We start from the raw sequence: 13527 nt of genomic DNA on the forward strand, positions 1-13527 counted from the left end.
TCATACTCCGAGGCCCTACCCGCTAGAGCGTGGGCAGCGCGAGCTCCTGACCCGGGTGAATCACGGTGCCATCGAGACCGTTGACGTCCTGGACAAGCATGAGATAGTCGCGAACATCGGTGCCTGCAGGCGCGTTAGCCGAGACAATGCTCCAGAGGCTCTGCCCCTCCTCGACCTGAACGGTCGTGTACGACACGGCTCCCTCAGCACCCGCGACCGCCGCAGGCGAGAAAAAGACAACGCCGGCAACGATTGCCGAAGCAGCGAGTACGAGCGCAATGAGCGATGCCACGACGATGCGGCCGCGGCGAGTAAGACGAAGGCGAACATTCTTTCGAACCGGCTGAGTGCTACACGTAGAAGTAGTCATTTTTAGAATCCTTGTTCGATTGACGACATGACGAGCGTACGATCATCTGTTCGAAAAAGTCAAGACATTTTCGAACACATGTTTGGAACAAGCGTTCTGTTCCGGTACCTTTGAGGTACGCCTCAACTCAACAACGGGGGTGAGACATTTAAACTCGCCCCACCGAAAGGAACGGCGCATGGCACCCTCAGCTCACGGCTCTTCAGCTGGCGCCCCCGCCCTCACCGAACGCCAACAACGCATTCTTGAGACGATCGCCCGCTCCATCCGCGCAAATGGTTACGCGCCCACGATGCGCGAAATCGGCGAAGCAGTGGGCCTCCAGTCACCGTCGTCGGTCTCCCACCAACTCTCGGAACTCGAGCGCAAGGGATACATCCGCAAAGATCCGAAACGCCCCCGCACGCTCTGGCTCGTGGAAGCAGATGAGGAAGGCGAGCCGCTCCCGAGCGAATTCGAAGCACCCGGCTCGCCCGCCGTCAATGTCCCACTCGTGGGCACGATCGCGGCCGGCGTGCCGATCACCGCTGAGGAACAGGTAGAAGATGTTTTTGCGCTCCCGACCCAGCTCGTGGGCGATGGCGAACTCTTCCTGCTCAAGGTTCAGGGTGATTCGATGATCGATGCCGCCATTTGCGACGGCGACTGGGTCGTCGTCCGCCAGCAGAAGGTTGCGGAAAAAGGCGAGATTGTCGCGGCCATGATCGATGGCGAGGCGACAGTGAAGACTTTCGCACGAAGCGACGGGCACGTGTGGCTCATGCCCCACAACCCTGCCTTCACACCGATCCTTGGCGACGAAGCCGAAATCCTCGGCAAAGTCGTGGCGGTTCTCCGCGCGGTCTAGAGATTGCCTGGATGCGGTGGCGCAGCGAGCTCTGTGCGCAGTCGCTCGAGTGCGGCAAGCGCGACGGCGCTATCGCGCGTCGTCCACAGCGGAGGAATTGCCTGGCGAATCACGCCTCCATAGGACTTCGTCGCGAGCCTCGAATCAAGCACCGCTACCATTCCACGGTCGCTCTCGGCGCGGATAAGTCGCCCGGCTCCTTGCGCCATGCTGAGTGCCGCCTGTCGAACGGCTACCTCGTAGAAACCGTTGCGCCCGAGTCGGGCGTATTTCTCTTGTCTCGCTGAAGCGAGCGGATCATCGGGCCGAGGGAATGGGATCCTGTCAATGAGCACAAGGCGGCAGGCCTCGCCGGCGACGTCAATGCCCTGCCAAAACGTTCGCGTCCCGAACAGACAGGTGTCACGACTCTGTCGGAATCGCGAAGCGAGCGCCGCGTTCGAATCCTCTCCTTGCAGGAGCACCGTGCGCCCGGTCATCCGTCGAACATACTCCGCCGCCTCCTCGGCCGCTCGGCGGGAGGAGAAGAGTCCGAGCGCTCCTCCTCCGGCGGCGTCAATGAGTTCGACGATGTGGTCAAGTGTCGCGCTCGAGATACCCTCGCGCCCCGGGGCGGGAAGATGCGAGGCGACATAGAGAATCCCTTGCTGGGCGTACGCGAAGGGAGAGCCCACATCGAGGGCCGACCACCACTCGCGCACAGCATCCTCGCTTCGAGTGGCACCAACGTCGCTTTCAGGCTCGGCATGCTTGTCAGCGCGAAGCCCGAAAGAGAACGCGGCGCTTTCAAACCGGCCGCCGAACGTGAGCGTCGCCGAGGTAAAAATCGATGTGCGCTCATCGAGGATCCGGGTTTTCACGAGGCCAGCGACGCTGAGTGGAGCGACGTCGATAAATGTTCGGCCGAGGGCTTCGCTGTGATTGAGGTAGACGACATCGTCCTCGTGGGGCGCGAGCAATCTCTCGCACACGTCGATGATTTGTTGCAGCTTTGCACGCACGGATGTGCGCGCCCCCGCAGTCGTCGCATCGGAGCTATCACCGGCATTTTTGGCTTCCTCGCGTGCCGACTCAGCTTCGGCGCGGATCGCCGCGAGAGTGTCTCGCAGCCGGGCTTCGAGTTCGCCACGCACCCTCCCGTCGGGGAGCGGGGCGAGAGCTTCCTGGAGGGCACTTCCCGCATCGTCAAGTTCAAGTGCGCTCACGCCGAGGCTCCTCAGCTCCCGAACGGCGCCGCGAATCGCGCCCTGATGCAGCGATTCGGTCACCGAGGACGTCACGCGGTCAACAAACTCGTGGGCCTCGTCGATGACTACGACATCGTGCTCGGGGATGATCCCGTGCCCGTCGAAGGCGTCAATGGCGTAGAGCGCATGGTTTGTCACGATGACGTCGGCCTCGCGCGCGAGTGCGCGATTGCGTTCCGCGAAGCATTCGTCGTGGAATGGGCAGGAAGAGCCAATGCACTGGGAGCCGGTCACGGAGACCTGGCGCCACGCTCGGTCCGACACCGGGGTGTCGAGATCGTCGCGGTCACCCGTATCTGTCGTCTGCGCCCACTCGCGCAGCCTCTGCACCTGCGCGCCGAGTCGTTCGGAGTCGTGCTTGACTCCCGTGACCGAAGCCTCGGCGAAGAGTGAACCTTCCTCGAGTTCGTCGGGATAGCCGCCCTCCAGCTTGTGGAGGCACACGTAGTTGCCGCGCCCCTTAAGGAGACTGAAGCTCGGCACACGCTCGAGTTTCGTCCCGAGGGCTTCAACAATGCGAGGGAGGTCCTTGGCGACGATCTGGCTTTGCAGCGCGAGCGTCGCGGTCGTGATGACGACGGGGGTGCCGCGATCAATCGCGCGTTTGAGGGCGGGAACGAGGTATGCGAGGGACTTGCCCGTGCCCGTCCCTGCCTGCACGAGGAGGTGGCGGCGCAGCTCGATGCTTCGCTCGATGGCGTGAGCCATGGCCCGCTGCCCCGGGCGATCTGCGCCGCCGACTGCGGCGACCGCTGTCGCGAGTAGCTGGTCGAGGTCCGTGCCTGATGCGTTCACTGGCGCGCGGCGGCGAGTTCGGAAGCGAGAGTTTCGTCGACGCGTGCCACGAGGCGCGTGCCCTCAGCGAGGAATTCCTCGCTGACGAGCTCGCCCTGAGTGTGCACGCGCGAGACGAGGTCGCCGCGCGTGTAGGGCACGACGACATCGATGTCGACCGAGGGCCGCGGGAGCATGTCGGCGATGAGTGCACGCAACTCCTCGATGCCTTCACCCGTGCGGGCCGACACGACGGCCGCGTGTTCCACTTGCGAGCGCAGACGCGCGATCGTTTCGGGACTCGCGAGATCCGCTTTGTTCAGAGCCACGATTTCTGGCACGTCGAAGCCTTCAATATCAGCGAGAACGGCGCGTACAGCGCGAATCTGCCCCTCGGGATCGGGGTGGGAGGCATCGACGACGTGCAGGAGGAGGTCCGCCCCGGAGACTTCCTCGAGGGTTGAGCGGAAGGCCTCCACGAGCTCGGTGGGAAGGGAGCGCACGAATCCGACGGTATCCGCAAACGTGAATTCGCGACCGTCGGGCGTCACGGACCTGCGCACGGTTGGGTCGAGTGTCGCAAACAGGGCGTTTTCAACGAGAACGCCGGCCCCAGTGAGACGGTTAAGCAGGGAGGACTTCCCGGCGTTGGTGTATCCGGCAATCGCAACAGAGGGAATGTTGTGACGTTTGCGGTCGGCGCGTTTGGCCTCGCGCGAGGGGGCCATCGCCTTGATGTCGCGCCTGAGCTTAGCCATGCGCGTGCGGATGCGGCGGCGGTCTAGTTCGATTTTCGTTTCGCCGGGGCCGCGGGAACCGATCCCGGCGCCACCGGCAACGCGGCCACCCGCCTGGCGCGACATCGACTCGCCCCAACCGCGCAGGCGCGGCAGGAGGTACTCGAGCTGCGCAAGCTCGACCTGGGCCTTACCTTCGCGGGATTTTGCGTGCTGGGCAAAAATGTCGAGGATGAGGGCCGTACGATCGATGACCTTGACCTTGATAATGTCCTCGAGCGCGCGGCGCTGCGAAGGGGCAAGCTGCCCGTCGCAGATCACGGTGTCAGCACGAAGGTCGGCCACAATCTCGGCGAGTTCCTTCGCCTTGCCCGAACCGAGGAAGGTGGCAGGGTCGGGGTGGGCACGGCGCTGCATGACGCCGTCGAGAACGCGTGAGCCCGCAGTCTCGGCAAGCGCTGCGAGCTCGCGCATCGAGTTTTCTGCGTCTTCGACGTTGCCGGTCGTGAAAAGCCCCGCGAGCACGACGTTCTCAAGTCGAAGCTCGCGGTATTCAACCTCGGTGACGTCTTCGAGATCGGTGCGAAGTTGATCGACGCGGCGCAGAGAGTGGCGCTCGGCGAGATCGAGTTGGTCGCCGTCGGCATCGCTCTCATACGTTGTCGCCGAGATCGAGGCGTCGCCGCGTGAGAGGACGCGCTGCATAATCGAGGATTCGCGGGCGTCGCTTCCCGCATTCTCGGGCTCCGCTGCCTGCGGTGCTGCGTGTGATGTCTCGAATTCGGGATCGGGGACGAAGGGTGTCAAGTGCGCCTTTACTCCAGGTTCTCTCAAGTGGGGCCTCGCGTGAGGTCTGCGTATAAGTGTGTCACGTCCGAACCCGATGCGGGAGCTTTTCGCGTTCTGCGCCACTACACTCCTTGCTGTGACAAGCGACGCCCATTACTTCTCTCCCGCGCCCGGTACGGACCTGGAGCGCCGCGACCTGCGCGTGCACCTCGCTGGTGCCGAACGGAGCCTCGTGAGCGCGAAGGGTCTGTTCAGTTTCGATGGGCTCGACAAGGCAACCGCAATACTCCTCGACCATGCGGAGTTGTTCGCACCGCTCGCACCTAAAAGCGAGGTTCTCGATATTGGCTGCGGCTGGGGCCCGATTGCACTGAGCCTCGCGCTTACCCAACCGGACTGCCACGTCACGGCGATTGATGTCAATCCACACGCACGTGCCATCACGCGCGAGAACGCCGCACGGCTCGGCCTGTCAAACGTCACTGTCGCCGCGCCAGACGAGATTCCCGAGAGTGCCCGCTTCGATGCGCTCTGGTCGAATCCGCCGATCCGTATCGGCAAGAGTGAACTGCACACTGTGCTTACGCGGTGGATCGGCCAGCTCCGCGGGACGGGTACGGCCGCGATGGTCGTCGGGAAAAATCTAGGCGCCGATTCGCTCGCCACGTGGCTCGCGGGCCAATTCCCCACACGGCCGGTCGAGAAGGTCCATTCCTCGAAAGGGTTCCGCTTGCTCGGCGTAGGCCCGGAGCGCCCAGAAGTTTAGAATCGCTCGCGCATGGGGAGGCGTCGGAATTCCGACGCCCGCCTAGCCTTCCTACTTCCCTCGCTCGCGCGCTGGCCCGCCGCAGGTGAGCTCACCGAGTTCGGCCGGGCCCGTGAGAGTCATGCGCCCGTAGGGGTCCCAACCAATTTCGAGGCGCCCGCCGCGCACATCGACGCGCCACGGCTCGCGCGTGCCGTCCCCACGTGCCTCAGCGAGAGCGGCAACCACGGCAGTCGCGCCGGTTCCGCACGAGAGGGTCTCCCCCACCCCTCGCTCGAAAACCCGCATGGCGACGTGTCGCTCGCCGCGGATCTCCACAAACTCAATGTTCGTGCCATCTTCGGGCTCGGGTTCAAGCTCGGGGCGTTCGGTGAGGTCAAGCTCGTCAAGGCTGAGGTTTTCGGGTAGCTCCACGACAGTGTGGGGGTTGCCCACATTCACATCAGTGCCTTCGAGGAAGCGGTCGGCAACGCGGACGATCCTCGTGACACCTTCAAGTTCTGCGGCCCCCATGCCCACGCGCACCTGCCACTGTGGGCCTTCCTCAAGGATCTCGACCGTGCGTACACCCGCGCGAGTCATGACGTCGAACACCCGATCCTCAACGTAACCGCGGTCAGCGAGAAACGCTGCGTAGGCCCGAACGCCGTTGCCGCACATTTGCGCAATCGTGCCATCAGCATTGCGATAGTCCATAAACCACTCGGGGACCGTGTCGAACCCCTGGCTTGCCGGATCACCGAGGCATCGCGTACGAATCGCGCGGATCACCCCGTCCACTCCCGTGGGGCCCGCGAGCTCACGCACGCGTGCGCTGTTGAGCTCGCCTCGACCCGCAGGATCGTCGATCATCACAAAATCGTTTTTGGTGGCGCTCGCGTAGCTTAGAGCCTTGCGCGCGTTGGGGCATGAAGATGCAGTGGCCATGGCTCGATCATAGGCACGCGCGCGCGGGACCTCACACCTCAGCGTTTGACGGGCACCTAGCGGCGTGCGCAATCTCGCGCTCAATCACGGCGAGCGCTTCGTCGGAATCCTCCCCCGGCACCCACGTGAGCCGCGTATCCCGCCTGAACCACGTGTCCTGCTTGCGCACGAGACGGCGGGTATTGGTGATCGTCGACTCGATCGCTTGCTCGAGACTCCAGTGGCCCCGCACGTGCTTGATCATTTGGGCGTAGCCGATCGCCTGGCGCGCCGTCACCCCGCGCTCAAGGCCCGCATCGAGCAGTCCCTCGACCTCGTCGCGAAACCCGGTTTCAACCATGCGATGCACGCGCTTCTCGACGCGCTCGTGGAGCGTGTCCCGGTCGAGCTTCACGGCGACGTACGCGATCGCCGGATCGTGGAACGTGTAGGTCGGCAGGAACGCGGAGAACGGCTTTCCGGTGAGGCGGTGCACCTCGAGCGCTCGCACGATTCGACGCTCGTCCCGCGGCGCAATTTTCGCGGCTGCATCGGGGTCTGCTGCGGCGAGCTGGGCGTGGGCGGCTCCGGTGCCGATCGCTAGCACGTGAGACTCGATCTCCTCGCGCACAGCGGGGTCCGACGGTGGAAAAGCCATCACGTCGGTGAAGGCTCGCACGTAGAGTCCCGAGCCCCCAACGACAACCGGAATCTTGCCCCTTTCGCGGATCTCGCTCGCAATCCGGCGTGCATCCGCCTGGAACGTTGCGACGCTCGCCTCTTCGGTGACGTCGAGAATATCGAGGAGATGATGGGGAACACCGCGGCGCTCGCTCGGGGTCACCTTGGCGGTCCCCACATCCATTCCGCGGTAAAACTGGAGAGCGTCAGCGTTGATCACTTCGCCTCCGAAACGGCGGGCAGTCTCGATCGCGAGGGCGCTCTTGCCCGTTGCAGTCGCGCCCGCAATCACGACAAGCGGCGGCACCTGTCCAGCGCCACTGTCGTGGCCCCCACCACCGTTCACCGCATGTGCCACGTGAACTCCCTTCGATCTCACCACTGCTCGTTCGCGCACCGAGCCGAAAGCCGCTAGCGTGGACTTCACGCAGCCACCGGCCCGGACACCACAGAAAGGCAGCCGATGCCCAACGGCCACTCACACGAAGCCGCACTCGCAGGCGAAGAACTCAGCATCGAACGTCTCAAGGAGTCCCTCGGGCGGCTCGGCTATGCCTTCGTCGAGGATGATGACACCCCCACCGTGTTGCGTGCGCGCTTTGACCACTATCCTTTCACGTTCGCAGTCGCCGGCGAGCACTCGCACATCCTCGTCATCCGGGGACGCTGGGACGAGCTACTCGCCGTGCAGCAGAAACTCGAAGCGACGCGCCTATGCAACCACTGGAACATGGAACGCATGTGGCCGAAAGCGTACGTGCGCCGCGAGAATGACTCGGTGCTCGGCGTGTACGGCGAGCTGGTCTTCGATTATTTCTACGGGGTTAGCGACGACGCGATTGACCGCGCCATCACGTGCGCGCTATCAACGACGGTAGCGTTCTTCGCGAGCCTCTCGACACAGGTGAGCGACCAGGACGACGTCACCGCCTGAGCGCGTGCCCTCACCGCCCGATTCCGCCTAGCGCTCCGGGCGCCTGAGGCTCGGAAGACCGAGGCTCACGGGCCCACCGGGGCCGGGCGTGCCGCACGAGGCCGCGTCTTCATCGCCGTTCGCGCGGCGGCGTTCCCACGCGTCGCCCGAGCGGGTGCGACGCACCTCGAATTCGCCGCCTTCGGCACCCGAGTCGGCGATCAGGTAGAACGGGGCGGCTTTGGTCACGCGAGCACGGACGACATCACCGGGGCGAGGGCGGTCCGCCTCCGCATACCCTTCGGGCAGAGCAACGTGCACGAGCCGGCCGTCCTCGGCGCGGCCAGAGATGCGGTGCGTTTCGGAGTCTCGATCACCCTCGCCTTCGGCGATGAGGACGTTGACCTCTGCTCCGACCTTCTTCGCATTTTCTTCGGCCGCAATGCGATCCTGAAGCGCGACGAGCCTCTCGAATCGCTCCTGGACGACTGCCTTCGGGATCTGATCGTCCATTTCGGCGGCCGGAGTGCCCGGGCGCGGCGAGTACTGGAACATGAAGGCGCTCGAGAAACGCGAAGCCTCGACGACATCGAGAGTCTTTTGGAAGTCCTCTTCCGTTTCACCGGGAAAGCCGACGATGATGTCGGTCGTGATTGCTGCGTGCGGGATTTTCTCGCGCACCTTTTCGAGGATCCCGAGGAATTTCTTGGAGCGGTACGAGCGGCGCATCGCCTTGAGAACAGCGTCGCTGCCCGATTGGAGCGGCATATGCAGTTGCGGCATCACGTTGGGTGTTTCCGCCATCGCGTCAATGACGTCATCGGTAAACATCGCGGGGTGCGGCGACGTGAATCGCACGCGCTCGAGCCCCTCGATTTCGCCACACGCGCGCAAGAGCTTGGCAAACGCGCCCCGGTCGCCGAACTCCACTCCGTAGGAGTTCACGTTTTGACCAAGGAGAGTCACTTCAAGAGCTCCCTGGTTCACGAGTTCCTGAACCTCGGCGAGAATCTCGCCGGGGCGACGGTCCTTCTCCTTCCCTCGGAGGGAAGGAACGATGCAGAACGTGCACGTGTTGTTGCAGCCGACTGAAATCGATACCCAACCCGCGTACGCGCTTTCGCGCTTTGTGGGGAGAGTCGAGGGGAACACCTCGAGCGACTCAAGGATTTCCACCTGGGCCTCTTGTTGAACGCGAGCGCGGTCAAGAAGAACGGGGAGGGAACCGATGTTGTGAGTACCGAACACGACGTCGACCCAGGGTGCACGCTCAGTAATGGTGGCGCGATCCTTTTGGGCCAGGCACCCGCCGACGGCAATCTGCAAATTGGGGTTGGCATCTTTCGCAGGGCGGAGCTGGCCGAGGTTACCGTAGAGCCGGTTGTCGGCGTTTTCGCGCACGGCGCACGTGTTGAAGACGATGACATCGACGTCGCCGTTCAACGGGTCGGCGCCGTCGGCGGCCGGCGTATAGCCTGCCTGCTCTAAGAGGCCCGTGAGGCGCTCAGAGTCGTGGACGTTCATTTGGCAGCCGAACGTGCGCACTTGGTAGGTGCCGCGTGCCGGCGCGTCATTGTCGTTCAGGATCGCTGTTTCGCTCATGGTGTTTCAAGGATACGTAGCCCCGTGGGTTCGGGCACGGTCAGGACCAGGTGACTCCCGCCGCATCAAGCTCGCGATTGAGCACGAAGAGCGTGAGGTTTTCCGAGTAGCCTCGGCGCGCGAGTGCGCCGCCAATGCGCCGAAGGGCCGCCCCTCGATCAAGGTTTTCAGCCCCTCCGCTTTTACGAAGCTCCTTCGCAAGCCGTTCTCTCGCGAGGATCTGGCAGCGCTCCTTTTCGCTGTCGTACGGAGCGGTCTCCGCGAGAACGGTGTCGATATCGGGCGCACCGACGCCTTTATTTTCGAGTTCTCGACGCAAAGCGGCTGTGCCAAGGAGTTTGCTCTCGCGTCGCTGCTCTACCCAGGCGCGTGCAAAGCCTTCGTCATCGATGAGTCCAGCGGTATCGAGACGCCGCATGATCTCTTCGAGAACATCAACTTCATGCACGCGCTGCGCGAGCTTTGCCCGAATCTCCGCCTCGCTGCGCTGACGGTGGCCGAGTAGGCCGAGCACATACCGGCATTCCTTGACGACGACCTTTTCCGTTTCGTGATCGCGGAATACTCCACCTCGACACGGGTTGCTGCCCTCCCCAGGTGCGGCTTCCCCCGCTTCGATGGCGGCGATGTGCTCGGCAAGCTCTTCAACGACGCCCGCGCGCCAATCCTCTTGCCCAGCCCGAACGTGGGGGCGAGGCTCAGATTTGCGCAGGGACGTCATCGTCTACGAATTCGCCGTCCCCCACAGGAGCATCGGCAGCGGCCTTCTTAGCGGACTCATCTGCATACTGGCCAATGCCGAGCTTCATAAGGATCTTCTGTTCGATATCTGCGGCGAGATCCGGATTGTCCTTGAGGAACTGGCGCGCATTTTCCTTGCCCTGGCCGAGCTGATCGCCATCGTACGTGTACCACGCACCGGACTTGCGCACGATGCCGTTTTCGACGCCGAGATCGATGAGGCCACCTTCGCGAGAAATGCCTTCGCCGTAAAGGATGTCGAATTCGGCCTGCTTGAAGGGCGGAGCCATCTTGTTCTTCACGATCTTGACGCGAGTGCGGTTGCCAACCGCGTCGGTACCCTGCTTGAGGGTCTCGATTCGACGAATGTCCATGCGCACCGAAGCATAGAACTTGAGTGCTTTACCACCCGTGGTGGTTTCGGGGCTGCCGAAGAACACGCCGATCTTTTCGCGAAGCTGGTTAATGAAGATAGCGGTGGTGCCACTCGAATAGAGCGCACCGGTAAGCTTGCGAAGCGCTTGTGACATGAGGCGCGCCTGGAGGCCCACGTGAGAGTCCCCCATCTCGCCTTCGATTTCAGCCTTTGGCGTGAGTGCCGCGACGGAATCGACGACGAGGACGTCGATCGCGCCCGAGCGCACGAGCATGTCGGCGATTTCGAGAGCCTGCTCGCCGGTGTCGGGCTGCGACACGAGAAGTGCATCGATATCGACGCCGAGCTTCTTCGCATATTCCGGATCGAGGGCGTGCTCCGCATCGATGAAGGCAGCAATACCACCCGCCCGCTGCGCGTTTGCAATCGCGTGGAGCGCAACCGTGGTTTTACCGCTGGACTCCGGGCCGTAGATCTCGACAACGCGACCGCGGGGAAGACCACCGATACCGAGCGCGACGTCAAGTGCGACCGACCCCGTGGGAACGACTTCGACGGGCGGGCGTGTGTCGTCGCCAAGGCGCATAATCGAGCCTTTGCCGAACTGACGGTCAATCTGTGCGAGCGCGTTTTCGAGCGACTTATCGCGATCCTTGGCGGCAGCTGCCATGGCGGTTCCTTTCGTTTGTCACCCCGTTACGAGGTGGACTCTCGCTTGACCCTTCCAACGGTAAACGGGGGTGAGACATTTAAACCCGACCCCGGCACAGGTGTGGATGCACACGCACCGTGGAGGCCGAACAACACCATCGTAAACGAACACCTGTTCGATTTGCACGTTAATGCGCACGCGTGTTCGATTCTTGTCACGCCTTTCGCCGCCACACGCTCACGCGCGCGGACGCGCCTCGGGCGGGACCTCCCAGCGCATGTGCACAGGCACATCCATGTCATCACACAGCGCGTGCCACACTTCTTTAACGGGGTAGCCCGCCTCAATCGCCTGGTTCGGGGTTAGGTTCCCGCACGTCACAAGCGCGAATTCACGACAGTACGTATGCGCGAGTTCGGCACCAAAGACATAGGCGGCGAGCTCACGAAACTCGCTTCGCCTCACGTTGACTACCGCGCCAGCGCGTATTCGGCGCCCTGGACGCCCCGCTCAAGTTCGGCGGGAACGGTGTCGGGAATAACGATGCCCTCTTCGAGTGCCACGCGATCTGCAACTTCGCGGAGAATCACCGACATGGGGTAACCGAGAGCTTCGGTCACGGAGGCGAGCAGTTCACTCGAGGCCTCCTTTTGGCCGCGCTCGATTTCGCTCAAGTAGCCGAGCGAGACTCGCGCATCGGCCGATACCTGACGCAGAGTCTTGCCCTGGCGGCGACGCGCCTCACGCAAAACGCCGCCGAGTTCCTGGCGGAAGAGCACCATGCGAGATTCTCCCTTCCTTGTCAGTGTTCCGCGCCGCGGTACTGCCGACTCGCGGCCCAGCACGGACGCCGGGCGCGACCCCGTGGCCGTCACCCATTTTCGTTGCCTGGGAGCACCAGCTCCCGCATTCTTGTACGTATTCACGCCTGTTCAACGCACGAGGGTTCCTCGTTGTTCCGCCATCCTACGGCCTCACACGCGCTCGCTTTTCAGGTTTCCCACACCGGCCCAACGCGCCTGTTACACATTTGCGCTGGTCAGAGCCTCAATGCCGAGGGTGATCGCATCGTCCACAACACCCGCACGGATCGCCGGTCGCGAGCCCGTGAGGCGTACTTCACGCACGAATTCGCGACTTGGCGTACTCACGGCGATGTAGGCGAGCCCCTCCGGGTTGCCGTAATCGTCATTCCCGGGCCCGGCCACTCCGGTCGTCGCAAGGGCAACATCTGCCCCGTACACGCGGCGCGCGGCCCGAGCCATGCTGCTCGCGACCTCGGCGCGCACGGCTCCCTTCGCCTGCAGGTCCGCAAGGTCTAGCCCCAGAACAGACGCCTTCGCTTCGAAACTGTACGTGCACGCACCCCCCTGGACGACTCTGCTAGCGCCCGGAACATCCACGAGGCGCGCGACGAGCATCCCGCCCGTGAGCGACTCAGCCGTCGCGAGGCTCATACCCCTCTCTTCGCACATAGCAAGGAGGGCGCGGGCCGACGCCAGCTGCTCACGCGGCGCGTCCATTCTCGTTAAGCCGCTTTCTGCGCGAGTGCCTCGCGGCGCAGGCGCAGCCCGTCGTTGACATTGCGAAGCCCCGACCAGAGCGTGAGCACAAGGGCGATGGCGATAAGCGTGATGCCGATCCACCACGCGGGAGGCCACATCAGCTCAAAGGGCATGAGGCAGAAGGTGATCCCGATCGACTGCATCATCGTCTTCGCCTTGCCGCTGAAGTTTGCGGGAAGCGCGCCATACTTCAAGATCGTGAAGCGCATGACCGTAATACCGATCTCGCGCACGAGGATGAGCACTGTGATCCACCACGGCACGTACTGCCACACCGAAAGCATGATGAGCGCGGCGCCCGTCATCGCCTTGTCGGCAATCGGGTCCATGATCTTGCCAAAATCGGTAATGAGGTTCCGAGAGCGCGCGAGGTAGCCGTCGACGAAGTCCGTGACCATTGCGAGCACGAAGATCCCGGCAATGACCCACCTCATGGCGATGTCCTCGTGGTAGAGCGCGGCTACGACCACGAAGATAGGCACCATGACCATGCGCGTCATGGTGAGGACGTTCGCGATATTCCACAGCGGAACGCGCGGGGTATCGGAAGCGCTCATGGGT

General features: G+C 63.4%; 15 protein-coding genes. 3 read left to right on the top strand and 12 right to left on the bottom strand.

Going from position 1 to position 13527, the window contains the following annotated elements:
• Positions 1-22 precede the first annotated feature (22 nt).
• Positions 23-370, bottom strand: a complete 348-nt coding sequence (locus FXY94_RS00275) for a LysM peptidoglycan-binding domain-containing protein (protein WP_016663003.1) — start codon at positions 368-370, stop codon at positions 23-25.
• 178 nt (positions 371-548) lie between these two features.
• Here FXY94_RS00275 and lexA point away from each other — a divergent pair, with 178 nt between their 5' ends.
• On the top strand, positions 549-1217 hold the full coding sequence (gene lexA, locus FXY94_RS00280) for a transcriptional repressor LexA (RefSeq protein WP_016663004.1): 669 nt from the start codon (positions 549-551) through the stop codon (positions 1215-1217).
• On the opposite strand, the gene FXY94_RS00285 is transcribed toward lexA, so the two are convergent.
• Together FXY94_RS00285 and hflX are read right to left on the bottom strand one after the other, a co-directional pair.
• On the bottom strand, positions 1214-3259 hold the full coding sequence (locus FXY94_RS00285; RefSeq protein WP_016663005.1) for an ATP-dependent DNA helicase: 2046 nt from the start codon (positions 3257-3259) through the stop codon (positions 1214-1216). The two genes, lexA and FXY94_RS00285, sit on opposite strands and share 4 nt — an antisense overlap.
• Positions 3256-4680, bottom strand: coding sequence for a GTPase HflX (gene hflX / locus FXY94_RS00290; RefSeq protein ID WP_084813966.1), 1425 nt, complete (start codon positions 4678-4680; stop codon positions 3256-3258). Before hflX ends, FXY94_RS00285 begins: the two co-directional genes overlap by 4 nt.
• A gap of 220 nt (positions 4681-4900) precedes the next feature.
• Here hflX and FXY94_RS00295 point away from each other — a divergent pair, with 220 nt between their 5' ends.
• Positions 4901-5530, top strand: a complete 630-nt coding sequence (locus tag FXY94_RS00295; protein ID WP_016663007.1) for a class I SAM-dependent methyltransferase — start codon at positions 4901-4903, stop codon at positions 5528-5530.
• A gap of 51 nt (positions 5531-5581) precedes the next feature.
• Here FXY94_RS00295 and dapF read toward each other — a convergent pair whose 3' ends face one another.
• Complete coding sequence (gene dapF, locus FXY94_RS00300) at positions 5582-6457, bottom strand: diaminopimelate epimerase (protein ID WP_016663008.1); 876 nt, start codon at positions 6455-6457, stop codon at positions 5582-5584.
• 31 nt (positions 6458-6488) lie between these two features.
• Positions 6489-7475, bottom strand: coding sequence for a tRNA (adenosine(37)-N6)-dimethylallyltransferase MiaA (gene miaA / locus FXY94_RS00305; protein WP_016663009.1), 987 nt, complete (start codon positions 7473-7475; stop codon positions 6489-6491).
• Between the two features lie 105 nt (positions 7476-7580).
• Between miaA and FXY94_RS00310 the strand changes: the two genes are divergently transcribed.
• Positions 7581-8051 (top strand): type III secretion system chaperone family protein, encoded by a 471-nt coding sequence (locus FXY94_RS00310; RefSeq protein ID WP_016663010.1) that lies wholly within the window; start codon positions 7581-7583, stop codon positions 8049-8051.
• A gap of 27 nt (positions 8052-8078) precedes the next feature.
• On the opposite strand, the gene miaB is transcribed toward FXY94_RS00310, so the two are convergent.
• The 7 genes from miaB to pgsA form a co-directional block, all read right to left on the bottom strand.
• Positions 8079-9632 carry a tRNA (N6-isopentenyl adenosine(37)-C2)-methylthiotransferase MiaB gene (miaB, locus tag FXY94_RS00315; RefSeq protein WP_016663011.1) on the bottom strand — a complete coding sequence of 518 codons (1554 nt, stop codon included), beginning with the start codon at positions 9630-9632 and terminating at the stop codon, positions 8079-8081.
• A 40-nt stretch (positions 9633-9672) separates the two neighbouring features.
• Positions 9673-10353 carry a regulatory protein RecX gene (locus FXY94_RS00320; protein ID WP_051120582.1) on the bottom strand — a complete coding sequence of 227 codons (681 nt, stop codon included), beginning with the start codon at positions 10351-10353 and terminating at the stop codon, positions 9673-9675.
• Entirely contained in the window at positions 10331-11419 is a 1089-nt protein-coding gene (gene recA / locus FXY94_RS00325; RefSeq protein WP_016663013.1) for a recombinase RecA, read from the bottom strand. Before recA ends, FXY94_RS00320 begins: the two co-directional genes overlap by 23 nt.
• 219 nt (positions 11420-11638) lie before the next feature.
• Positions 11639-11866 carry a DUF3046 domain-containing protein gene (locus tag FXY94_RS00330; RefSeq protein ID WP_016663014.1) on the bottom strand — a complete coding sequence of 76 codons (228 nt, stop codon included), beginning with the start codon at positions 11864-11866 and terminating at the stop codon, positions 11639-11641.
• A gap of 5 nt (positions 11867-11871) precedes the next feature.
• A complete protein-coding gene (locus tag FXY94_RS00335) occupies positions 11872-12183 on the bottom strand; it encodes a helix-turn-helix domain-containing protein (protein WP_016663015.1) in 312 nt (103 codons plus the stop codon).
• Positions 12184-12423: 240 nt separating this feature from the next.
• Complete coding sequence (locus tag FXY94_RS00340) at positions 12424-12924, bottom strand: CinA family protein (RefSeq protein WP_016663016.1); 501 nt, start codon at positions 12922-12924, stop codon at positions 12424-12426.
• A 5-nt stretch (positions 12925-12929) separates the two neighbouring features.
• Positions 12930-13523: a CDP-diacylglycerol--glycerol-3-phosphate 3-phosphatidyltransferase gene (pgsA, locus tag FXY94_RS00345; protein ID WP_016663017.1), complete on the bottom strand. Its 594-nt coding sequence runs from the start codon at positions 13521-13523 to the stop codon at positions 12930-12932.
• Positions 13524-13527 lie beyond the last annotated feature (4 nt).

It is taken from the genome of Dermabacter jinjuensis (assembly GCF_902381725.1).
Classification (GTDB): domain Bacteria; phylum Actinomycetota; class Actinomycetes; order Actinomycetales; family Dermabacteraceae; genus Dermabacter; species Dermabacter hominis.